Below are 23,745 nucleotides of genomic sequence, written 5' to 3'. Positions count from 1 at the left end.
AAAAAATGCTAGTCGTATAGTGGTCTGACAACCAGTCTAGCCGATTAGAAACCGAATTGCTGCATTCAATCTTGGAGTTCAGCATATAATATGCTCAAAATTTCCTCGACAGTTGTCCTTTCTTTCTTTATATTGCGCGCCCTCCACTCTATTTCAGAGTGTGTCTTTTTTCACAATATCTATCTGGAAGTTCTGTTTTGATCACCACTGCCAATATCACCATGCAATTTGGCTCTAAGCCTCTATTCGAAAACATTTCAGCTAAGTTCGGTAACGGCAATCGTTACGGTCTTATCGGCGCGAACGGTTGTGGCAAATCGACGTTTATGAAAATACTCAGTGGTGCGCTGGCACCCACGTCGGGCAACGTGTCATACGCGCCTGGTACTAAACTGGGCATTCTTAGTCAGGATCAATTTGCCTACGAAGAAATGAGTGTGGTGGATGCTGTTATTATGGGTGATCGTGAGCTTTGGGAAGTGAAGCGCGAACGTGATGAGATCTACAGTAAAGCTGACATGACCGAAGAAGAGGGTATGCGCGTAGCGGATTTGGAAACGCAATTTGCTGAAAAAGATGGCTATACTGCTGAAGCCAGGGCAGGGGATATTCTCAGTGCAGCCGGTATTGAAGAGTCTTATCATTTTGGTTTAATGAAAGAAGTTGCTCCGGGCCGGAAGGTACGCGTATTACTTGCTCAGGCATTGTTTGCTGATCCTGATATTCTGTTACTTGACGAGCCAACCAACAACCTGGACATCTACACCATAAATTGGCTGGCAGAAGAACTGAACAAGCGCAAGTCCACCATGATCATTATTTCGCACGATCGCCACTTTTTGAATTCGGTATGCACCCATATGGCCGACATCGATTACGGCGAACTGCGCATTTACCCTGGTAATTACGATGCCTTCACTGAAGCAGCCGCACTGGTGCAGGAACAGTTGCACCATGAAAATGCCAAGAAGTCTGCTGAAATCGAAGAGTTACAAGGGTTTGTTGCGCGTTTTTCTGCGAATGCATCAAAAGCAAAGCAAGCCACTTCCCGTGCAAAGCGGCTGGAAAAAATTGAATTGGCGGAAGTCAAAGCGTCAAGCCGTCGTAAGCCGTTTATTCAGTTCAAACAGCACAAAAAACTACACAGGCTGGCGATTACGTTAGAAGCGCTGGGACATGGCTATACCGAGCATACTTTATTCCAAGATGCCAACCTGCTACTCGAAGCAGGCTCCCGCTTAGCGATTATTGGCGAGAACGGCGCTGGCAAAACCACACTTTTAAAATGTTTGCTCAATGACGTAGAAGCCAGACAAGGTTCTGTTAAGTGGGCAGAAAACGCGGCGATTGGATACATTCCACAGGACAGCAGCAGTGACTTTAATTGTGACCTGACTTTGTTTGAATGGATGTCTCAGTGGCGTGGACCTCAGCATGACGATTTACAGGTTAAAGGTATGCTGGGTCGTTTGTTGTTTGGTTCTGACGATTTTAATAAAAAAGTCAAAGTGTGTTCAGGCGGCGAAAAAAACCGCTTGTTATTTGGCAAGCTCATGCTGCAGGATATCAATGTACTGGTTATGGACGAGCCTACCAACCACTTGGACATGGAGTCAATTGAGGCGTTGAATAAGGCGTTGCTGAATTTTGATGGTACTGTCATCTTCGTCAGCCACGATCGTACATTCGTTTCTTCACTGGCTACTCAGGTCATTGAAATAAGCAATCAGAAGATTAATAATTTTGAAGGTACCTACAACGAGTTTATTGCGCACCGAGCGGCTTGATAAATTGTTTTGATAGCGTTAGTGACACTCGTGTTCGCAGTGATATAGTAGAGAATAATCAATTCTCTGCAGGTTGGGTTCACGGTGTCAGATATTGCAAATTTGTTAAGCAAGTTATCGCACAATAAGCAGGTCTATGTAGGTTATCCCACCTCCACCGATTTTAATCACACCAATTGCGCTGAACTATTGAACCAGCACCTTAATAATATAGGTGACCCGTTCAAAAGCGTTTCTTGCTATAGCAGTTTCTCCCATGAAAAAGCGGTAATTGAGTTTTTCATGCGGCTTTACAGAACCAACCTGGACAGGTCATGGGGATATGTTGCAAGCTGTAGCACTGAAGCGATTTTGTATGCGTGCTGGCGATACCGCGAGAGCGCCAGCAAGAAAGTGGTGTTGCTTTCCTCAGAATATTCCCATTACTGCAGTGAAAAAATAGCTAACGTGCTGGGTATACACCACCAGGTAGTAAGGTCTCATCTCAACGGTTGTATCAATATTGACGCACTAAAGCAAATGGTGACTTTGGATACTGACTGCGCTTACATTCTCGTAGCCACAATGGGATCAACGATCACTTCTTCGCTTGATGATGTTGCTGCCGCGAAGGCGGTTTTTGAGCAGGTGCAAGTTGAACATTTTATCCACTTGGATGGCGCATTTGATGGAGCCTTTCTACCCCTAGTCGATGAGTATCAATTAGGACGCAACTTTACTTCTGTCAACGTGAGCGGTCACAAATTTTTGGGCGCGCCGGTTCCATCCGGTCTGTTATTGATGGAAAGACGTTTTGTATCAGGTGAGTATGTTCAATACATCAATAATGATGATGTCACCATTGGTGGCAGTAGGAATGGTTTAGCGCCGGTTTTGATGTATAACACAATCAAAGCACTGGGTGCTGAAGCTGGTATGCTGGCAAAATATCAGGCATGTCTGGACAAAGCCGAGCTCTTTTTAGGCATACTTGAGCAGCACTCAATCAAATGCTGGAAAAACGACAAAGCCATCACCATTGTGTTAGAAGAGGTGCCACAGGCTATATTTCAAAAATGGCACTTCCCCCAATATCGTCATCGCTCTACGCTAACCTGCCTGCCTAAATTTACTCATGCAATGTTGGATGCCCTTATTACTGACATTCTTAATCCTGCGGCGATAAGTATGTCAGACGCAAAGCGCTTCGACTATCAAGTTGAACCTTTGTAAGTTATAACGTGCCGTTAAAGTACAGCCGATTTGCAGTCTGATAAAAGACGGTATTTTCAATTGTAGGGTCACCAAGATAGTTGCTAAGCCGTGTCTGCCAGCATCTATAATCGTTCTGATTTGAAACAGGATAGTTAGACCCCCAGCAAAGACGTTCCATGGGCATAACGTCAAACAGGATATCGAGTACTCGAGTGATATCATTGTTATGATTGACGATGTCGAACCCGGATAACTTTAACGTACAATTCGGTTGTTGCGAAACCAGCTTGAGCAGGGTTTGCCAGGTCTGCATATTTTCGGCAGAGGTGGCTATCGGTAACGCCATGTGCTCCATTGCCATAATCACATCCGAAGCAATAATATCGTCTAATATAGGCAAATATTGATCGGGATACATCTGGGCATCAAATATCAGGTTATTAGCTGCCAGCATCGCCAGCTTTCGAGGTAAGTCCGCCGGTAACGTCTGCTGGAAAGGAGAATAGGCGGATACCCTGCTACTTGCCATTACTTGTCTGACCCCAACTATTTCCGGCTGGGCGGCCAGCAGTAATAATCTTCGCTCAAACTCTTGTAGCGGCTGGGTAAAGTCTAAAAATGCGATCACCCTTATATTGCCTGTGGCGAACGTATTTCTGAGCCAGGTTAGTTCACATAATGGTGACAGGTGTTCAGCGTGAGCTTCTATATGCACATAACCTGTGGCATCGACATCTTCTGGAGAGATAGATTGAGGTAACGACGTTTTTTTCACCCAGCTATTCAGTTCGTTAGCCACATCCCAAAAATGAATGTGAGAATCAATCAGCTTCACAATATCAACCTGCGTTGACCAGATCGGTAAAATACCGGAATTCCACCTGAGGCGTTTTTACTTCATCAAATTGCTGCTTGGTTATTTTGCAGATCTCTTTGGGTATGGGATGAGTTTTTACCCCGCACTGCAGCGTTTTGACCAGCATTTCACAACAGTTTTCAATATGAAAATGATAGTAGAGCGATTCCTCAACACTTGTGCCGGTCGTGATCACGCCATGATTATTCGCAAACAAAACGCGTTTATTGCCTAGCGCTTTGGCAATTGCCGCGCCTTCATTTTCCAGTGCCAATCCGTCAAACGGATGATACGCAATATCATCATAAAAGCGCAGGCTGTTTTGATTGGTAAACTGAAAGCCGGTGGATAGAGACGAGACGATAGTAGGATACATACTATGTGTATGGATCATGCACATAATGTCGCTTCTTTGTTTATACGTCTCTAAGTGGATATTCGCAGCCTGTTTCAATATCTGATGACCGTTGTCTGACAGGTATTCGCCTTCCAGATTTACCAAAACCAGGTTGGATGCGGTCACGTTTTTAAACGCGGTATCCTTAGGTGTAATAAGGACCGCGTCAGTCGCAGGGATCCTTGCTGATAAATGAGTGGACACCAGCTCATCCCAGCCATAATGGGCGATGACATGGTGAGCAATGGCCAATTTATGACGAATGTCAGTTTCATTCGCAAACATCGTTACTCCGAAAAAATTTATTGGGCGGTGTAGCCGCCATCAACCGGAATTAAGGAGCCGGTCATAAAGCGTGACGCGTCACTAAATAAGAACAAAACTACTTCAGCCACTTCTGCAGGGGAGGCGACTCGACCCAATGGAATTTCAGCCGCTTCCGCTTGCTCAATTTCAGCCAACGGAGTGTGCGACTTTTCTGCGTAGCGCGCTATTGCCTCGCGATACAGGGGAGTGTCTGTGGTGCTGGGGCAGACCGCATTGACGCGAATTTCGCGTTTGGCCAAATCTAATGCCAATGACTTTGTTATCTGTCCTATGGCACCTTTAGTAAGCCCGTAAGCGAAACTGTTTTGCTTACCAATAAAACTTTGGTCCGAACCGTTAAATACTAGCGATGCACGATCATTTAGGTTGTGTTCCAATGCTTTTAGTAACGCAACATGTGAGAGCAGGTTAGTGTTAAGCAGGTGTTCGATTTCTTCCAGTGTGTGAGAAAAGACAGATCCACTTCGGTGTATGCCAGCATTAAAAAATACGCCGTCATACTTACCTGTCAGCGACACTTTGTGTTCAATCGTACGGTAATCAGCCAAATCAACATTAATATAGGTTTCTCTGGCCAAAGATTTTTCAGGGGCTTTGATGTCGATGTTGATGACGGCATTGCCCTGATTTATCAGTGACTCGACAACTTCTCTTCCAATTCCGGTAGAACCACCAGAAACAATATATTTCTTCATATAATTTACCCTGTCAGTTCAAAAGCGCACCATAACAATAAACTACCTACAAGACATTATTTAATGACACACCAAAACCAATACGGGTTTGCTTGTAGTTATAGTCAATCAGACTTTCACCGTAACCGGTAAAGCCGGTGGCGTAACCACGTAATTTACCCCACAGTGGAAATGTCAGCCCCATTTCCAGCGCGCCCTTGTGCGTATGCTGGTTTTGACGGCCGCGAAGGCTCAGTTCAAGAGCGTCCCATCGATACACCATAGTTAGTTCAAAGTGGCCAAGATAGTCCTCGATATCCGGATTATCATCGCCGTCTGAATCAAGTGGTGATGTTTTTTCATCTTCCGACAGACGTACCCAGGGTTTGAGCGACAGCGCAAAGTTTTCTTTTTCAAACAGAAAGTGAGTGTAAACCCGGTTCCAGCTGCGTGAGAATAATTCACCGCGACCGTTAGATTGGTGCTCAACCCCCACTATAAATCCTGTGTTGCCGCCCATTAACTGCCAGGGAAGGGGAGCGATGTAGAACAATTCGGGCTGATAGTTGGTTTCTCGAAACGGTTTAGAAATATTATTGGCATAGGTTTGCCACCATGCTTCCAGGGTAAAGCCCAAATATAGGCCGTCGCCTTCAATGAACAGGGGCCCCGTATTCAATGGAACCTTTAGACTCAATTGAAATTTTGTCTCTATATCTTCAAGATTTTCTTCGTATCCTTCCAGCGAGCGGTATGCTTGTCGATTAATGTTATCGGAAACCCAGGCGGGTAAAATATAATTCAGTTTGTGAGGCGTGATCACATACGGATCGAATTCGGTTCTGCGCTCATTGACGATCCGGCTGGAAATGCCCCCGAGTAATACGTCAGCCTGCTTTGCCGCGTTTGCCTGTTCGACCTTCTGATCCGCCCGAAGCATTTGTACACAGTAATTTTTAACTTCTGCCAGCGTCAGCGACTCATCACCCTCATCAAAATGGTCAAGCAAGCACTGCCTCTCCCGGTCCTCACCGGCAAGCGCTTGAAAAGCGATCACAAATAAAAGCAGACTCACTATATAAGGTTTCAAAATGTCATCGATTGGCTGATCAACAAACATAAGCATAGCACGACTTGCTCGTAGGTATGTCGTCGAGAAATAATCATTAACAATGGTATTGATAATAATTTCTATTTACATTTGAATGCGATTGGCTACACTAGGCGAAAGATGTATGTGAATACAAGGCTGCAGTCTGTGATGGGCGGTCGACTCCTATTAATAACTCGAAACCTAAGTTGAAGTATCAAATTCATGCGCAAAACCTTATTTAAATGGCACTCAGTGTGCGCCCTTATCGCAATGATTCCTTTACTTGTGATTGCCATTACCGGAAGCATTCTGGTTTTTAAAGTTGAAATTGACACCTGGCTCATGCCTGAACATATGACAGTGCCAGCAACCGCTCAGCAGCCAAGACAAAATCTTAATGCTCTTAAAAGCACCGTAGAATCAGCGCATCCAGATTTCGTCTTGGGTAGCTGGGAGTTATTTGACGATAAGTCGCGTTCTGATGCGGTTTACCTGATAAGTAAACAAGACGGTGAATGGTATAAGCTGTATTTGAACCAGTACACGGGAGACTTACTCTCAGAGCCGGTTTCGGTAACACATGACATCACTGACTGGCTTTTATCACTGCACTACACATTTCTAATGGGGGTTGCCGGTACCTCGTTAGGATTTATCTTTGCACTAATGTTGTTTTTTCTTTCTATCAGCGGAATGATTTTATACAGACAATTTTGGAAAAAGCTGTTTACCCTGCGCTTTAATGCGGTCAAACGAATATTTTTTAGCGATGTGCACAAATTAATTGGGATTGTGTCATCACCGGTTTTGTTGGTGATCGCGCTTACCGGAGCCTACTGGAATGCCTCTGAAGTATTGCATGAGGTTACCGAACATGGCGATGAACATGTCTATACAAACGTGGCGTTGTATAACAAAGAGATTGACTTTCAATATCTGCTTGATTCTACCGCTGACCATGTGCCTGATCATCGCCCTACTTACCTGACCTTCCCTTTCGAGGACGAGCGCCATATCAGCGTGTTTGGAGATGTGCCAGATAAAGGCTTGCTATCGAGTGAGTATTCGTCAGTGGTAACCTACGACCGACAAACGGGAGCGCTGATGTCGGCGTATGATATCCGCACGGCATCGGGATGGAATGTATTTGTGGACATGTTTCGTAAGTTGCATTTCGGCTATTTCGCGGGGTTAACCAGCAAAATTATCTGGTGTGTGTTGGGATTAAGTCCTCTGTGGTTGTCGTTAACCGGTCTTTACTTTTACTTATTCAGGAAAAAGAAGAAAGTGGCCAAGCTGGTTGCCAGCACAAAACTGGTGACTAATTGATTGGGTTACCCAGAGCCTGATCAATTGACATCATTTGGCCTTAACATAGTCACGTGGCTCAATGGATTGTTGCAACTGATACCGCGCCTTCAGGTTATTGATCAGCTCCTGGTTCTCTATAAGAAACTGATCTAATTGTTCTATCAGTTCAGGGTGAGCGAACGTTGAAAGCGAGAAGTTCACAGCACTGAAAGGTAGATCAGGATTCAGCTGCAAGCGAAGGTTATCAGGTGAGACAGAACCCAGATAAGCGGCGACATTATATTCAATGTCAGCACCATCGGCACGTCCACGCGCGACGGCGAGTATTGCACCTGCCGCATCGTACGTTTCGATGGTTTTGATATTGTATTGTTTGAATAATTGTTGCCATTTGACCGGCGTAAAACCAATCGGGAAAGCAAGTTTGTTAAACTGCTCAACACTTTGTCCCAGATTTTCCTGTCTTACCATGGTGCCATAAATACCCAGCGCTAAACCCTGGCTAAAAATTTTATTTTGCCTGACCTGAATGTCGTGATGTTGCCATCTTGGATTATCCGGATAGGCGAAATCGATCGTGCCTTTATCCAGTTCAAGCTGAAGCCGTTTAGGGGGGAGTGAAATATAATTAAATTGAATATCGTGACGTGCTGCAAATTGCTGTAATACCTGCCAGGCAAATCCTTTGTCTTCAGAACGGTCAAAATCGAAATGAGGATAGTAATCTAATTGCTCAGCACCGACTATGTAGGTTCTGGTTTGTGCATTGGCACTGTATGACAAGGGAAGGGACAAAAGAGACACGCCCCAGACCAGAACCATTGTGAAAACATAAAAATTTCGTAGATATAAATGCAGCAAACTAAATCACACAATTGATGAACTGAGGCAGAGTAAATCAAAATCAAATTTACGCTTCAACATAATGTGGTTAATATTTAACCACAATTATTGTTGATTTGTTTCTCTGGCTGCGCATTTTACTTATTTTGATGCTGACAGCAATGTGCAAACTAGAATAAGTAATGCTGTTTAGCATATACATTAAGTGAAACGCGGTCACCGAGATTAGTTTTGCTTTACTCAATAGAACGCCCGCATCGCGGGCGCATGCAAAGCTAGCTGGCTTTTCGATTGACCACTTCGCCGCGGTCCGGGTTTTTCACTTGCGTGGCTTTGTCCTGTAAGCTATCAATCTCATCATGCAATGACTGCATATCAATTACATGACGAAAATCACTGTCGTTACCTTTCTCTAGCGTATCTAGCACATCATTGATCTGCTGCATCTTCACCATTTTGATATCCGGTGAAATATCATGTTCAGCACAAATGTCTAACACCTCTTGTGTTTCTTTAATGCCACCAATTAACGAGCCTGCGATGCTGATCCGGTTCACAACCAAAGGGGCCGGGACGACATTTTCAAAATTAATCAGGTTACCAACGATCACGATGCTGCCGTCTGGCTTCATTAAATTAACATAGGGATTAATATCGTGAGGAACGGGGATCGTATTGATTAATACATCGATACTTTGTGCCGCAGCTTTCATGTCATCTTTGTTTTCCGAGATGATCACCTCGTCAGCGCCCATGTTGAGTAATTTGTCTTTCTTACCCTCGCTGCGTGTCAGAGCGACTACTTTTGCGCCTAACGCTTTACCCAATTTAATCGCCATATGGCCTAAACCGCCTACGCCAGCGACACCCAGGGTTGTATTCTTACCGACATTCCAATGCTTCATAGGCGAGTACACGGTGATGCCAGCGCACAGTACGGGACCAACGTATTTGGGATCGTACCCTTTGGGAACCTTGATACCAAACTCTTCACGCACAACCATGTGCGATGAATAGCCGCCATAGGTATTCTGGTCCTCTTTCTTTCCCGGTCCATTGTAGGTACCCGTGAAACCGATGGGGCCCTGACAGTAATTTTCTACATTATCGTGACACTTTTCGCATTCCATACAGCTGTTCACCATGCAGCCTACGCCGATGGTATCGCCTTTTTTAAAGCGGGTAACGCCTTCGCCTACCTCAGTCACTTCACCAACCACTTCATGGCCGGGAATACATGGGTATTTAGTATTTTTCCAATCGTTTCTTACCTGGTGAAGGTCAGAGTGGCATACACCGCAGTAGGTTACTTTAAAGGCGACTTCGCCAGCACGTGGGTCTTTGCGATCAAAGACGAGGGGGGTTAACTCTTTATCGGCGTCTTGAGCACCAAATCCGAATACTTTCATTTGCATTCTCCATATCGTTCACGAAATTGACTTTTCAGTTTTCACATTTTAAATATCAAAAATAGAAGCGTTATAGCGTTGATGGCGCACACTGTAATGCGGAATAGACTGAATATGTGTAGTAAACAAAAACGTTTTCTAATGACGTTAGAGTGCCTACGTGAATTGAAAACTGAAGGGTCAGAATATTTTTAATATATTTTATTTAAACAGCGCGTTGTTATTGGGGTGATTGACGCTGGACAGATGACTCCCCAGCCTGATTAGTGCCAATCCCAACAAGATGAAAATCTCAAGTAACAAGGGGCTACCCCCGCTACCACTATCACCCGCAGGCGGAGGAGGTGGGGGTGGACTGGGCTCCGGAGCAGGCTCTGGTGTTGGGGCAGAATAAAGTTCGCTGCCATCGTCAATCAGTCGCATTGAGCGGTCGATGCCGCCTGAATCTGTATCAGTCTGGCCATCTGTGTCTTCGTAATTGACCCAGGCACCTGCTCCCCAGTCAGCTAAGGTAGCGGGGTTGGTATCGAGTTTATAGCCAGTGAAGTCGTTAGTTTCCACCTCAAGGGCCAGGTATGTCAGTTCCGCCCAGTCAAAATCTGAAGTTAATTCGAGAGGCACAGAAAACGTATCCGTTTGATAGCGCGCGTAACCTTCAGTCAGCCATTCCCCTTTTTCACTATCAATATTCCAGCTGGATTCGCCAGCAGTGGACCTTGCTAATAATGCCAGTTCGATATCCTGAGCTTTGCTTATCGTCGAGTAATCAACCACTTCACCGTTTTTAAGCCATCGCATTGGTTTGCTAAAAATGATATCGAGACGATATGACGTTGATGGTGACAAGGTGCCCGTGGTGATCGTAACAAGTTCACCGCTACCTTCGTTAAAGCGCCACTCCAGTACAATTTCATCAGATTGAGTTTCGCTGTTTTTGATTTTAATGCCGGTGGTGTAAGGTACTTGCGCTATTGCATAAAGCCCAACCAGCAACGCAATGTCTTTTTCATCGCGCATTCTGGCAACTTCAGCATTAGGCAAAATGAAGCCGCTGTGGCCCCCGGCAATTGCACCATAATCCTGTGCTGAATTTCTGGGCTCCAGTTCCAGCGTATAGGATGGAATATCGTAAGTATTGGTAAAATATTCTTCGGTCGTGCCAATTCCGCTGCCACTGCTTGCCGCAGAATAAGTGTATTTAAAGTCGTTCACAGCACGCATAATGCTGGCCAGCCGCGTGGTAATTTGATTGCGTCGTTGATTAGTTGTCTGGCTGGTAAGGTAAACCTGGGTAAAAGAATGGGTGTCGATATAAAAGCGCAACCGATCTTCACCAGCCAGCTTTGCCGCTTGCTGTAACGCTTTTGTTTCTGGTTCAGAGGCTGGTGCTGTACCGTGATAAACCAACGAATCAATGTCACTTGAGCTGTTGTTACTGGTGGCCCAATAGGGATTATTGTTACGGTTTAAATCAATGCCCTTCTGGTTGTCATTGGGAGTTGTCAGTAGGGTATCGACTTCCCGCATGTTTTTCCGACGCATGCGACCGTCACGCGGGGTCTCAGCATTCGAAGTGACCTGGGATGGATAGCGTTGGGTTTGTAAAAAGCCATCGACATTAAGAACAGGTATCATCACCATGCGCATATTTTCATGCAAAAACTGGCCAATATAGTTGTCGTTCTGGCGCTCGAATAACGTCTCCATATGACTGGTAAGCACTTCCGGACTTTGCCATTCGCGGGCATGGATTGTGCCATTAATTAGCGCTGCGCCTTCACTAAGGCCATTTAATGTGACGTCATTTTTGTCGGATATAAGGTAAGCCCAGATGGGCCGTTGCTCGACAGTGCTGCCAATCTGATGCTGTTCAATATTTTCGCTTTGTTCGGTTAACTGTTGATGACGCAAGCTCAGGCTTGAGTAAGTTCTGAATCCGTCTACCGGAGTTAATGAGTCGACTGGCAAGGGGACCGGGTAACCTAGTGGAATTTTATCCGCACCTGATTCGTTTTCCGTGTAGGTAAGAATTTGAGCCGGCACCGATAGGGATGCCAGGGCTATAAGGATACCTATCATACCATGCGGTCTCATTGGTTAAGGCCCAGTAAATGGGAGAGTGCGAGTTGGTTAGCCTTACCGGCATGACCATCAATGTGTCTGGCCAGCGACTCAGCGGTATTTTGCTCGGTTATTACCGTTATCGCCATTGCGGCATGCCATTTGCTTTTTTCTGATTTTAACGCGTTGACCAGGGTAACTTGTACCTCATCATAATGCGCGTAATGTTTTGCTAGCATTAATAATGCCTGTGATTCTAAAGCGCTGTTTTTGAGAGCGTGCAGGTAAGTTGAAACCGCTGCGGTATCCTCAATTTCTGTTAACAACTGTAATGCCATATGACTGTACTGATCGGCAGGTTGCTCTACCAACCTTTGTAACAGTGCCGGATTTTGTGATGTGAGCGCCAGTTTGACCAGGACATGATTCGAATCAAATGGATTGCCTTCTGCATGTTGATAAAAATTGTCAGCGACGTCTGATATTTCGTTGACGTGGAGGTTATCTAGCCAGGAGATTAAGGCGGCTTGATCAGATTTATCCGTATGATTTGCAATGTCAGTCCAGTTCCAGCGCTCAGACTGCCAGCGTTCATGCAATTGCCGTCGTTTTGCATTAACCTTCCACAAATACTCAGTCGCGCGTGCTTCGCGAGCAATATCCACTATTGTCAGTAAATGCTGCGGGTGATCAGGGTTACGCAGAGTCAGTATCTCATTACTGTTTAAAAGTGTGCTGACAAAATCACGTTCACTGGCAGCTGGGTGGGTGAGCGTTTGAAGTTGTTTTAACTTTCGCGAGCGTTCCCAGATGGAAAGCAGCAGGGGGTCCCGCGTATTTTGCGTAACGGAAGACGTTGCAAGGGTAGTCGCCTTGTGACTATCTGAGGTAAATCGCTGAAGTGTGTCTAACTCTTGCTCACTTATTTCGATTGCGCAGACAGGAACAAGCGTAAAAAGAATCAGCAATAACATTATGCGACTAACCATAAACGCTCCTCCACATCTGTTTGCGCAAACGTTAATCACAGTATAGTTGGTTTTTTGGGCTGCGTGCCAGCTGCATTGGTATGAGGTTTGCCGCCACTTCACGCACCGCGTTGGCGTATATTGACGCCATATTTGTTGCATCATCGTGTTACAGGGGTGGGAAATAAACGCAAAACGCGTAATATTATATTTTGTTTCAAATTCAGACGAAGGACGACGATGCGAAAGCTTGGATTGGTGGCACTTTCTGCCACACTGTTATGTGCTTGTGCGGAAACTCAAACCGATAATGCAGACACTGCACCCGCACCTGCGATTGCTGATCAACCCGATGCAACAATTGCAAAATCAACCATGAAAGCGGACAAGGATTACCACTCGTTCGCCAACCCCGATGAAATTCGAGTAACCCATCTCAGCCTGGATTTGACGGCTGACTTTAGCGCAAACCAATTAGTAGGGCAGGCAACACTTTCGTTCGAACGGCAGCAGGAAAATGTTAACACGCTAGTGTTGGATAGCCGTGATCTGACTATTAACAAAGTCACTGTGGAAGGAAACCCGGTCAACTATCAACTTGGAGAAGTGGATGAGGAACTGGGCGCCGCGCTAACCATTGATTTACCCTCATCGGCAAGTAGCGTAACCATAAACTACGCTACTTCTCCCGATGCCTCCGGCGTGCAATGGCTCACGCCTGCGCAGACGGCCGGAAAAGAACATCCTTTTTTGTTTACTCAGGCACAGGCGGTTCACGCCCGTAGCTTCATTCCTCTGCAAGATTCACCACAGGTGCGAGTAACATACGACGCGATTATCCGCACGCCAAAAGAATTGCTGGCTGTTATGAGTGCATCTAATGACCCTGATACTGACAGGGATGGCGTCTATGAGTTCACCATGCCACAACCCATCCCATCTTACCTGATTGCTTTAGCCATCGGTGATCTCGAGTTTAAAGCAATGGGGAAAAGAACGGGTGTATACGCCGAGCCGGCATTGTTAGACGCTGCTGCAGCAGAATTTGAAGACACGGAAGACATGTTGGAGGTGACAGAAAAAACGTATGGGCCTTACAGCTGGGATCGCTACGACTTACTGATTTTACCCCCATCGTTTCCCTTCGGTGGTATGGAAAACCCACGTTTATCTTTTATCACTCCGACCGTGATAGCGGGTGATAAAAGTCTGGTGTCCTTAATTGCACATGAATTAGCGCATAGTTGGTCTGGGAACACAGTGACCAATGCTACCTGGCGGGATTTATGGCTAAACGAAGGCTTTACCACTTACCTGACCTATCGAATTATGGAGATGGTGTATGGCAACGACCGGTTTAAAAAAGAGGCCGTGTTAGGTTATCAGGACTTACAAGCTGACATCGAGGCGTTGGATAGCAATGATGAAATTCTCGCCATCGATTTACGTGGTCGCAACCCGGATGATGTGTTCTCCAATATTCCCTATGAGAAGGGCGCTCTGTTTTTGAGAGAGTTAGAACAGCAGGTTGGCAGGAAAAATTTTGATGCGTTTTTGAGAAACTATTTCGCGCAATTTGAATTTCAGAGTATTACCACCGATGAGTTTATCTCTTATCTGGATAAAACCTTGCTTAAAACCTACGCAGACAAGCTCGACCGCAACAGGATCATGCAGTGGATTTTCGAACCGGGTATTCCTGATGCTGCTCCACAGCCCCAGTCCAACGCGTTTGCTAAAATAGATGAGACACGTTCAGCTTGGCTAAATGACGAATTACCGGCAGATAACATTGATACCCGTGAGTGGACGGTGCATGAATGGTTATACTTTTTAAATAACTTGCCTGATGCGCTGAGTGAACAGCAGTTAGTTGAGCTGGACAAAGCGTTTTCATTAACGGCCAGTAAAAATAATGAAATTGCGCACAGCTGGCTGATGATCGCGGTAAGAAATGAATATCAGCCCGCGTATTCTCGCTTACACGACTATCTTGTCAGTATAGGTCGCAACAAACTGGTAAAACCCTTGTACAGAGAGTTATCTAAAACGCCCGAAGGTAAGGCTTTTGCCACTAAAGCATTTAACGAGGCGAAAGCGGGTTACCACCCTTTGACTATTAAAGCGAATGAAGGATTTGTGAACTAGTTAACTATAGCCAGTCGTAAGGCTGGCTTTTTTGGCTTTCAAAAGTTAATCGCAGTGTATCAATCGTTAAAATCCCGTCGGCTGAGTGAGCAAACAGGATTATCGATTGATAAGTAAGCGTTAACCCATTATGCTGCGCCGCGTAATGTTCATTGCGCACTTGCCACATAAAGCAGGTATCATTCAGTAGCCATTTGTCGGAGAAATCGATGTCGAGCTATCCTGAGTTAGAAAATGAAATTGAGCGCCTTCAGGCGCTGTACGAATTGAGTATTCTTGATACTCAACCAGAGGAGCGGTTTGACAAAATCACTCGATTTGCTCAAGAATATTTTCAGTGCAAAATCTGCTTGATCAGTCTAGTTGCCGAAGACCGCCAGTGGTTTAAATCTAAACAGGGGCTTTCTGCCTGTGAAACCCCGCGCAATGTTTCATTTTGTACTTATGCCATTGCCGAAGAAGAATATCTGATAATCCCTGATGCTCATAAAGATATCAGATTCGCCAATAGTCCATTGGTCAAAGGCGAGCCATTCATTCGCGCTTATGCAGGCATTATCATTCACTCACCCAATGGCTACGAACTTGGTACGCTGTGCATTATTCATGATGAGCCCAGAGAGTTTTCTGAGCAAGATATTGAAATGCTGAAAAAATTTGGTGGAATGGTTGAGCAGGAAATAAAGAAAAGCGCCAACCAATAAGCTTAGGTCTTTGCAACGAAAAAAAGCGAACTGATTCAGTTCGCTTTTTTCGTAGTGATGAGCCATCGAGGGCTCGGGAGACCACATTACAACAAGGTTGCAGTGCTAAATTATGTCTATATAAGTGAAGCACAAAGTGAGCCACTCCTTAACTTGTTGAAACATATACATTCATTGTCGTGAAACTTTTAAGTGTGTAAAAAACTCTGACAGCAAAGAGGGTATTTACGCCTTTCAGGCCACTATTAGTGGCATCATATTGAAGCTCGCGGTCTTTATGCGGCTGAACTAAATAAAAATCTCAGCGTAATATTTATCTACATTGGACTGTGTCACGGTGACTGGGTGGTAGAGTCAGCAAGCGCAAGTCATTGCTTGTTTATAATGGGTGAATTTCACTTGTTTTGTTCAGATGAGGTTTGAAGGAATGTCAGCGTGAGGGATCTTAGCATAATCGAAAACTCCAAGGCGGAGTCACAGTTGCTGGTTCGGTACATACACCAACATTTTTCTGATTATAATTTCATCTCTATTTTAGAAGCGGGCTGCGGGCAGCATTGGGCGTTGGATTTAGCGGGAACTGAATATTCGTTGACAGGAATCGATGCGGATGAAGATGCACTGGCCTTGAGAAAACAGAACATTGGCGATCTGGACACCGCGATTGTTGGTGATCTGAGGGTGGTAGATTTACCTGATGAGCAATTTGACCTCATTTATAACGCATTTGTGCTGGAACATGTCGAAAACGCGGCCTTGGTGTTGGATAACTTTTGCCGTTGGTTAAAGCCAAATGGACTTATCATATTGAAGATCCCCGATCGCGATTCCGTTTATGGGTTTCTAGCCAGGCATACACCGCACTGGTCGCATGTGCTATTTTATCGACACATTAAGCAATGTGAACATGCTGGCCAACCTGGCTACGCGCCTTACCCTGTAGTTTATGATAACTGCATCTCTCGTGAGGGGATTCGCCGATTCTGTCGTTTAAATAATCTGCAGTTGGTAACGGAACTGGGCAAAAATAATTACATTAAAAAAAATGGTCTGATCGGATCGATTGTAAAGTATGGTGCTATTTTTCTAAGCGTGTGCTCTTTGGGGTATTTATCGTGGCGACACAACGATCTGATTTTTATCATCAGAAAACCAGACACAGACCAGAACTAATATTGGCCCTATGCTATCTAAATAGGCTGATTCCTGTTTAAATAAATAGAGATTAATCGAGTTCAGGTCAGCATAATGTCTGTATATCAAATTAAGCACCCCTTGGTGCAACATAAACTGGGGCTACTCCGTGAAGCCAACGTCAGTACTAAAGACTTTCGGGAGCTAACCAGTGAGATAGGAAATTTACTCACTTATGAGGCGACGCGCGAGCTGTCCACTGAAAAGGTGACGATCAGCGGCTGGACAGGCGAAGACATTGAAGTACAACGTATCAAAGGTAAAAAAATAACCATTGTTCCCATTTTACGCGCAGGTTTAGGGATGCTTGATGGTGTGGTTGACCTTATCCCTAATGCTAAAATCAGTGTCGTAGGCCTTTACCGCGATGAAGAGACATTACAGCCCGTGCCTTATTTCGACAAAGTGGCTGCACAAATTGAAGAACGTGTAGCGTTAATCGTTGATCCAATGTTGGCCACCGGTGGTACGTTCAATGCAACGGTGGATCTGCTTAAGTCGAAGGGGTGCAAACATATCATGGGGCTGTTTTTGGTTGCCGCCCCTGAGGGCATTGAAGCGGTCACCTCAAGGCATCCTGATGTGGACATATTTACCGCATCAATTGATGAGCGTCTGAATGAAAAAGGCTACATAATTCCTGGCCTGGGTGATGCCGGTGATAAACTTTTCGGAACCCGCTAACCACTTCTATCTCGGTTTATTTAGAAAAACATCGACGTGATATTTGCAATTCTTTTTAGCATGGATATATCACGTTCAGTCCACGACACAGGCCCTGTAGTGCCCTCACAACAGATGATGCCAATAGGTTTAAAATCCTGATGGAAAATATAGTCCAGAAGGGAATAGATATTATTCGGTTCGAAATAGTCTTCGGTAAAGCAATAGGTGTGAGGGTGTTCCCGCGCGACCGGGGCAATAACCACCTCTTTGCGCAATATCGCTTCAAAATAATCGGCACAGGTAGTTTGGGCCAGTACTAAGTCAATGTCAGCGGAAAAACTGCCATCTTCCAACAGACATAAACAGTAAATTTCGTCTCGGCGCTCGTTAAACTGCCACAAGCTGACCCGGTTGGCATCCCCAATTACGCGTCTGACACAATTGCATATTTCTCTGTACTTTTTCTCATCACTTAACGCCTGTCGACTTAGTTTTATGGTTAAGTCGGTTAACGGGTCATAATCAGCCATGAGTTTTCTACTTTTATAATTGAATTATAAAGGTACGTGGCCTTGATTAGTTTCGCAAGTCTCCTGAATAAAAGGTTGAAGCTAAACAAACCTCGTACAATTGGTATATTCAATAGAAACTGTTTAATCTAGCCGAAAGTTATTTCGTTAAAAGGGCAGCAACTGAATTGCATTGAACAGATTCTAAGAACGGACGTCGTTGAAAGAATCACTGGCTTAGATCACCCCAAACCAATTCCTTGAAATGCTTTCGACACATCGATTCATAGCGATCGTTGCCACCAATGACGACTTGATCTCCAGCAGTAACCGCGTTGCCCTCTTCATCAAGTCGCACCACAAAACTCGCTTTTCGGCCGCAATGACAAACGGTTTTTAGCTCAAATAACTTGTCAGCCCAGGCTAACAGGTAATGGCTGCCTACAAAGGTTTCACCCAGAAAATCGGTACGAAGGCCGTATGCGAGCACAGGGATATCCAATTCATCTACGATTTCAACCAATTGCATGACTTGCTGTTTGGTTAAAAACTGGGCTTCATCGATAAAAATACAGTCGAGTGGCCTTTCGTGCTGTAGCGCCACTACCCGTTGATGCAGGTTATCCGCTTCTTGAAAAAGCTGAGCTTCAGCTTGCAAACCTATTCTTGAGGTGACTTTACCTACCTCATATCGATTATCGATGGCGGCAGTAAAGATAACCGCGTGCATGCCACGCTCGCGATAATTATACGCAGACTGAAGTAAAGAGGTTGATTTGCCTGCGTTCATCGCAGAGTAATAAAAGTATAATTGTGCCATGTCTTTTTTATTGTTGGTGTTGTTCAAACCACGTGGCTAGTTCACGTACGGGCAGGGGGCGGGCATAGTAGTAACCTTGCAAAAAATCGACTCCCATGCGCGTCAGGCGTTCCGCATGATCTAATGTTTCAATCCCTTCACCGATTGTTTTGTAGCCAAACTCTTTGGCAATCAGCAGGGTCGCGCGAATAATAGTATCACTGCCTTCTTCTAAATTCTGTACAAACGCACGATCAATTTTGATGTGGTCGAAGTCAAGCGTCTGCAATTGGCTTAATGAAGAAAAACCGGTGCCAAAGTCATCAATTGAAATCTGTACATTACGGGATTTAATCGAATTGACTTGCATCTGCACTTTCTCCCGATTATCGGCAAAAACAGACTCGGTGATCTCCAGATGCAGTTTTTCAGGGGCGAGACCAGCGCTTTTTAGTGCTCGATCAAGCGCGCCGATAAAATTATCATCCATTAATTGTATGACTGAAACATTCACCGAAACGGCCACTTCTTTTCCAAAACTCCATTGAGCGGCATCAATACATGCTCGATTGAGCACCCAGTCGCCAATTTCATGGATCAGGCCGATTTTTTCAGCTATAGGAATAAAAATGTCGGGTCGAATGGGCTCATCGTTGAAGGTCCAGCGCAAGAGTGCCTCTGCTGCCCACACACTGTTATCCCCTCCATTAATGATTGGCTGGTAGACTACCGACAGTTCACGCCGACTAATCGCATAGCGTAATCCTTCTCGCAGCGCCTGCTCTTCTTTAAGCGCATCGTATAATTGCGCATTAAACACACCCACTGTACCAGGCTGGATGCGCTTCTGTTCATACATGGTTACATCGGCTTCCTGAATTAGAATCGATGCAGAGTCGCCATGCTCGGGGAAGGTCGCAATACCAATGGTGGCGTCCAGAATGATTTGATTCTCTTCCACAAAAATTGGAATTGTGATGCCGCTTCTGGCGGCCTGTGCAACCGCGACGGCAGTATCCCGATTGGCGTAAGGTAACGCCATCACAAATTCATCTCCCCCCCAGCGAGCAAGATGGTCGGTTTCACAAAAGCGCTTCAGACGCGCAGCCACTTCAATTAATACCTTGTCACCCACCTGATGCCCGAGGCTGTCATTAACTTGTTTGAACCCATCTAAGTCGACAAACAATACTGCCAGGCTGTTCTCAAGCTTGCGCGTGGTTTTCAAAATACTCTCTAGGTGACGGGTAAAGCCTGCACGGTTGAGTAACTCCGTCAGCGGGTCTCGATGGGATAATCGATGAATATCATCTGTTCGTTTTAAAACCTGCTCTTCAAGCGTCGAGTTGGACTCGTCCAGTTTTTCATTGGTAATGCGCAGGGCTTCGTTGGCTCTGGCCACCTCATTACGCTCCATTTTAAGCTGACCAATTAGCGACTCATTAACTTTTTTAATTTCAATCGCTTGCGTGAAGAACGCGCTGGATTTAAGAGAGATGCTAAACAGCAATAACCAGTAAGCGATCCCTAGAAAGCCGATAATATTAAACTCAGAACGCATGTCGGTCAGTGCCAGTATCGAAACTGGTAATATCAACAATGTACAGTACAGTGAGACGAGCAAACGACTTGGGGCAAGAATGGTTGCCGCGCCGCCGGCCATTGCAGAAATGACAACCAGAGTGGTCATAATTTCCATGGTTCCCATATGATAGTAAAGCACGCTGACGTAAGCTGACCAGACAACGATGTTAGCCACCGCACCGGCTGCAAATCTCAATAAGGGAATTTCTGGATCGTATTCGGTCCCCTGTAACGAAAACCGCCAGTACAATGTGTCGGCCAACCGAATTACCACGATGACCAGTAAGGCAAACCAGAAGTTGAGTTTAAGGTAGTAAATTTCTGGGTTATCGAACCCGAAAACAAGACAACCCATGGCCAGCACAGTCATTACAAGGCCAGTAACAATATTCCCATGAAGCAGAGATATCACATCATAGCTACTGTACTGCTGATCTGGTTCGTTGAATAACAATGACTTGGCACCCAAGTTAATTGCCTACCTGATTTTTCGGAACACGATTATTGAAGATACATTACAAAAATTATGTCACACAGTCTAATACAAATCTGCAAAGTTGGAAGCTTACGCGCATTACCTGCAATGAATGAATAGCATATTGTCGAGACCGTTTTTAAGGCAAAAAACTTAAGCTGGTGTGATGGACTGCCTAAAGGGGCGTAAACAGCACCCCAATCTCTGCAATAAACATTCAGGTCTGGTAGTCACTGCTGACATAAAAAAGGCAACCGTTTGCGGTTGCCTTTTTTGGTGCAGTTCAACTGTTATGCGGCATCTTTGGTAGACGATACTGCTTCTGCTGTATTGCCATCAGCGTTGACTAACTCCATATCAAAGGTGAACTCATCAACGCGTACGGCCAGTTTTCGCTTCTCATTATAATCGTGAAGCAAGGTGGCCTCTGCCGAAGAAATAATGCCTTTTTCCTGTAACTTGTTGAGCGCATTTTCAAGCGAAACAAATGGCACCACAGGTTCCTTGCGTAACGCCTTTTGAACTTTGGTCAGCAAGTGCGCTACAGCATGCTTGGCTTTAAATGCCTGTTCGTTGATGTCATTGCCATCGCCAGGAATTGGACGCACCAAATGCGTCAACTGCGCTTTAACGCTGTTGTCTTGCATTGCTGCCAGCGATAACTCACGCAGTAAGTCGTCGCTGATGCCACTGACACTATTCGAGTAGGTATTGGTAAGCACACGCATCAATCCACGGGTTGCTGCATTCGGGAAGTTGTTGATGAAATCCACTAACGCTTGTTCAGCTTGTTGTAATGACCACTGCATCGCGTAATCAAAATATGGCTTGGCCAGCTTACGATCTTCAATACGTTGCTCGTAGAAGCGCACAGATGCCATAGCGGCGTAAACGTAGCTCATCACGTCACCTAAACGCGCAGACAGCAATTCCGCTTTTTTCAAGTCACCGCCCAGTACAAGTAGCGATAAATCAGCCAGTGGAGCCAGCTTGGCCGCTATTGCGTTCATACGTTTCTCGTATTTGCGCACTTCTGGCAGGCTGGATTCTGCTTCACGGATAAATGGCAGGTAGCTCTTGCCAATACTTCTAAACGCGTTTTTAACGCTGAAGCCAACCGTCTTTCTAAGTACTTTATTAAACTCAGCGTCTGCCGATGAATCATTACTGTGAATCAGATCGACCATTTCTTTCAGGTGAGGATGACAACGCATTGCCCCCTGACCAAAAATCATCAGGTTGCGAGTCAAAATATTTGCACCCTCAACCGTAATAGCAATAGGTAATGCAGCATACCCACCGGCGAGTGTATTTTGCGGACCACGCTGAATTCCTTTACCAGCCTGAATGTCCATCGCTGAGTTCATCACATCACGCGCAAGTTCTGTCATGTGGTACTTGGCGATAGCGGTAACGACAGCAGGCTTCACGCCTAAACCGAGGCCTTCAGTGGTAAGCACACGCATGGCTTCCAACAAGAAGGTTTTACCTGCGATGTCAGCCACTTTACCTTGAATGCCTTCAAAACGGCCAATAGGTAAACCAAATTGTTCACGGACAAAGGCGTATTCTGCGGTGCTTTTAAGGGCTGAATGACCAGTTGCGGTGCCCATAGCTGGCAATGAAATACCTCGGCCTGCACCTAAGCAACTTACCAGCATTTGCCAGCCGCGCCCGATATTTTTCTGACCGCCAATGATGAAGTCCATTGGAATAAATACGTTTTCACCACGGGTTGTGCCGTTATAGAAACGCACGCCCATAGGGTCGTGACGGTTACCTAGCTCTACACCAGGATGTGACTTGGGCAATAGCGCACACGTAATTCCCAGCTCAAGTTTGTCACCTAATAGTTGATCCGGATCGTACACCTTAAATGCCAGGCCAAGAACCGTCGCGATGGGCGCTAGTGTGATGTAGCGTTTGTCCCAGCTAACGGATAAACCCAACACTTCTTCGCCATTAAATTCACCTTTGGTGACAATAGCCGCATCAGGAATTCCACCCGCGTCGGAACCAGCTTCCGGACTGGTTAAAGCAAAACACGGAATATCTTTACCCACCGCTAAGCGGGGTAACCAATAGTTTTGCTGTTCCTCAGTGCCGTAGTGCATTAGCAATTCGCCCGGGCCTAAAGAGTTAGGCACCATTACGGTAACTGCAATAGCACCACTTTTTGCAGCAATGGTCGCAACAATGGTTGAATTGGCATAAGGACTGAATTCAAGACCACCGAATTTTTTCGGGATAATCATTGAAAAAAATCTGTTTTCACCCAGGAAATCCAAGACGTGCTGGGGGATATGTTTGTCATTGCTTAATTCGAAATCGTCAACCATTTCAAGCAATTGCTGAACAGGGCCATCTAAAAAAGCCTGTTCGTCTGCGGTTAATTTTGCCTGAGGAATGGAACGAAGCGCCTGCATGTCAGGTTTGCCACGATAGATTGAAGACTCGATCCAAACATCACCCGCATCAAGGGCTTCTTGCTCGGTAATCGAAATAGGTGGCAACACTTTTTTCAAGCTAGTTCTGATACTCATAATACTCATCCGCTCATCTGACCAGTTGTTTCTACTCATACTACATATATTTCAACAAAGATCAAATTTTCAGTAACGAAGGGGATCTTTCAATTGGGCGTTTCGTAAGTTTTTTAACACGCTATAATCTGATTTACATTTTCCAACTTGGGTATCGAAAAAAGCGCTTGTGTGGCATACACTTAATCGCAAACTTTTTTCTT

Annotated in this window: 19 protein-coding genes; 7 read left to right on the top strand and 12 right to left on the bottom strand. The window is 45.3% G+C overall.

The window, feature by feature from the left end:
- Positions 1–197 precede the first annotated feature (197 nt).
- Together HCJ96_RS03610 and HCJ96_RS03605 are read left to right on the top strand one after the other, a co-directional pair.
- Positions 198–1,787, top strand: coding sequence for an ABC-F family ATPase (locus tag HCJ96_RS03610; protein WP_169209680.1), 1,590 nt, complete (start codon positions 198–200; stop codon positions 1,785–1,787).
- A gap of 84 nt (positions 1,788–1,871) precedes the next feature.
- Positions 1,872–2,999: a histidine decarboxylase gene (locus HCJ96_RS03605; RefSeq protein ID WP_169209679.1), complete on the top strand. Its 1,128-nt coding sequence runs from the start codon at positions 1,872–1,874 to the stop codon at positions 2,997–2,999.
- Position 3,000: 1 nt separating this feature from the next.
- On the opposite strand, the gene HCJ96_RS03600 is transcribed toward HCJ96_RS03605, so the two are convergent.
- The 4 genes from HCJ96_RS03600 to HCJ96_RS03585 are packed head-to-tail and all read right to left on the bottom strand — an operon-like array spanning position 3,001 to position 6,361.
- Positions 3,001–3,816, bottom strand: a complete 816-nt coding sequence (locus HCJ96_RS03600) for an amidohydrolase family protein (RefSeq protein WP_169209678.1) — start codon at positions 3,814–3,816, stop codon at positions 3,001–3,003.
- Between the two features lie 4 nt (positions 3,817–3,820).
- The gene (locus HCJ96_RS03595; RefSeq protein ID WP_169209677.1) at positions 3,821–4,519 is read right to left on the bottom strand and encodes a class II aldolase/adducin family protein; all 699 of its coding nucleotides are present in this window, start codon (positions 4,517–4,519) and stop codon (positions 3,821–3,823) included.
- A gap of 17 nt (positions 4,520–4,536) precedes the next feature.
- Positions 4,537–5,256, bottom strand: coding sequence for an SDR family NAD(P)-dependent oxidoreductase (locus tag HCJ96_RS03590; RefSeq protein ID WP_169209676.1), 720 nt, complete (start codon positions 5,254–5,256; stop codon positions 4,537–4,539).
- 46 nt (positions 5,257–5,302) lie between these two features.
- The gene (locus tag HCJ96_RS03585) at positions 5,303–6,361 is read right to left on the bottom strand and encodes a phospholipase A (protein ID WP_246261109.1); all 1,059 of its coding nucleotides are present in this window, start codon (positions 6,359–6,361) and stop codon (positions 5,303–5,305) included.
- 189 nt (positions 6,362–6,550) lie between these two features.
- On the opposite strand from HCJ96_RS03585, the gene HCJ96_RS03580 reads away from it, so the two are divergent.
- The gene (locus HCJ96_RS03580; RefSeq protein ID WP_169209675.1) at positions 6,551–7,657 is read left to right on the top strand and encodes a PepSY-associated TM helix domain-containing protein; all 1,107 of its coding nucleotides are present in this window, start codon (positions 6,551–6,553) and stop codon (positions 7,655–7,657) included.
- 30 nt (positions 7,658–7,687) lie between these two features.
- Here the strand turns inward: HCJ96_RS03580 and HCJ96_RS03575 are convergent, their stop codons facing one another.
- The 4 genes from HCJ96_RS03575 to HCJ96_RS03560 form a co-directional block, all read right to left on the bottom strand.
- Positions 7,688–8,443 (bottom strand): substrate-binding periplasmic protein, encoded by a 756-nt coding sequence (locus HCJ96_RS03575; RefSeq protein WP_169209674.1) that lies wholly within the window; start codon positions 8,441–8,443, stop codon positions 7,688–7,690.
- 314 nt (positions 8,444–8,757) lie between these two features.
- On the bottom strand, positions 8,758–9,891 hold the full coding sequence (locus HCJ96_RS03570; RefSeq protein ID WP_169209673.1) for an NAD(P)-dependent alcohol dehydrogenase: 1,134 nt from the start codon (positions 9,889–9,891) through the stop codon (positions 8,758–8,760).
- Between the two features lie 201 nt (positions 9,892–10,092).
- Positions 10,093–11,970: a M14 family zinc carboxypeptidase gene (locus tag HCJ96_RS03565; protein WP_169209672.1), complete on the bottom strand. Its 1,878-nt coding sequence runs from the start codon at positions 11,968–11,970 to the stop codon at positions 10,093–10,095.
- An 11-nt stretch (positions 11,971–11,981) separates the two neighbouring features.
- Positions 11,982–12,941, bottom strand: a complete 960-nt coding sequence (locus tag HCJ96_RS03560) for a hypothetical protein (RefSeq protein WP_169209671.1) — start codon at positions 12,939–12,941, stop codon at positions 11,982–11,984.
- Between the two features lie 219 nt (positions 12,942–13,160).
- On the opposite strand from HCJ96_RS03560, the gene HCJ96_RS03555 reads away from it, so the two are divergent.
- The 4 genes from HCJ96_RS03555 (at position 13,161) to upp (ending at position 17,650) form a co-directional block, all read left to right on the top strand.
- On the top strand, positions 13,161–15,068 hold the full coding sequence (locus tag HCJ96_RS03555) for a M1 family metallopeptidase (RefSeq protein ID WP_169209670.1): 1,908 nt from the start codon (positions 13,161–13,163) through the stop codon (positions 15,066–15,068).
- Positions 15,069–15,277: 209 nt separating this feature from the next.
- Positions 15,278–15,772 (top strand): GAF domain-containing protein, encoded by a 495-nt coding sequence (locus tag HCJ96_RS03550; RefSeq protein ID WP_169209669.1) that lies wholly within the window; start codon positions 15,278–15,280, stop codon positions 15,770–15,772.
- A 435-nt stretch (positions 15,773–16,207) separates the two neighbouring features.
- Positions 16,208–16,945, top strand: a complete 738-nt coding sequence (locus HCJ96_RS03545; protein ID WP_169209668.1) for a methyltransferase domain-containing protein — start codon at positions 16,208–16,210, stop codon at positions 16,943–16,945.
- Between the two features lie 75 nt (positions 16,946–17,020).
- The gene (gene upp / locus HCJ96_RS03540; RefSeq protein WP_169209667.1) at positions 17,021–17,650 is read left to right on the top strand and encodes a uracil phosphoribosyltransferase; all 630 of its coding nucleotides are present in this window, start codon (positions 17,021–17,023) and stop codon (positions 17,648–17,650) included.
- Positions 17,651–17,670: 20 nt separating this feature from the next.
- Here the strand turns inward: upp and HCJ96_RS03535 are convergent, their stop codons facing one another.
- The 4 genes from HCJ96_RS03535 to HCJ96_RS03520 form a co-directional block, all read right to left on the bottom strand.
- Positions 17,671–18,162: a GAF domain-containing protein gene (locus tag HCJ96_RS03535; RefSeq protein WP_169209666.1), complete on the bottom strand. Its 492-nt coding sequence runs from the start codon at positions 18,160–18,162 to the stop codon at positions 17,671–17,673.
- A 208-nt stretch (positions 18,163–18,370) separates the two neighbouring features.
- Complete coding sequence (locus HCJ96_RS03530) at positions 18,371–18,961, bottom strand: thymidine kinase (RefSeq protein ID WP_169209665.1); 591 nt, start codon at positions 18,959–18,961, stop codon at positions 18,371–18,373.
- A 7-nt stretch (positions 18,962–18,968) separates the two neighbouring features.
- A complete protein-coding gene (locus HCJ96_RS03525; RefSeq protein WP_343034645.1) occupies positions 18,969–20,936 on the bottom strand; it encodes a putative bifunctional diguanylate cyclase/phosphodiesterase in 1,968 nt (655 codons plus the stop codon).
- A 353-nt stretch (positions 20,937–21,289) separates the two neighbouring features.
- Positions 21,290–23,542 (bottom strand): acyl-CoA dehydrogenase, encoded by a 2,253-nt coding sequence (locus HCJ96_RS03520; RefSeq protein ID WP_169209664.1) that lies wholly within the window; start codon positions 23,540–23,542, stop codon positions 21,290–21,292.
- Positions 23,543–23,745: the final 203 nt, after the last annotated feature.

Origin of the sequence: Alteromonas ponticola (assembly GCF_012911815.1) — a bacterium.
Taxonomy (GTDB): domain Bacteria; phylum Pseudomonadota; class Gammaproteobacteria; order Enterobacterales; family Alteromonadaceae; genus Alteromonas; species Alteromonas ponticola.
This window is presented reverse-complemented; position numbering and strand designations above follow the sequence as displayed.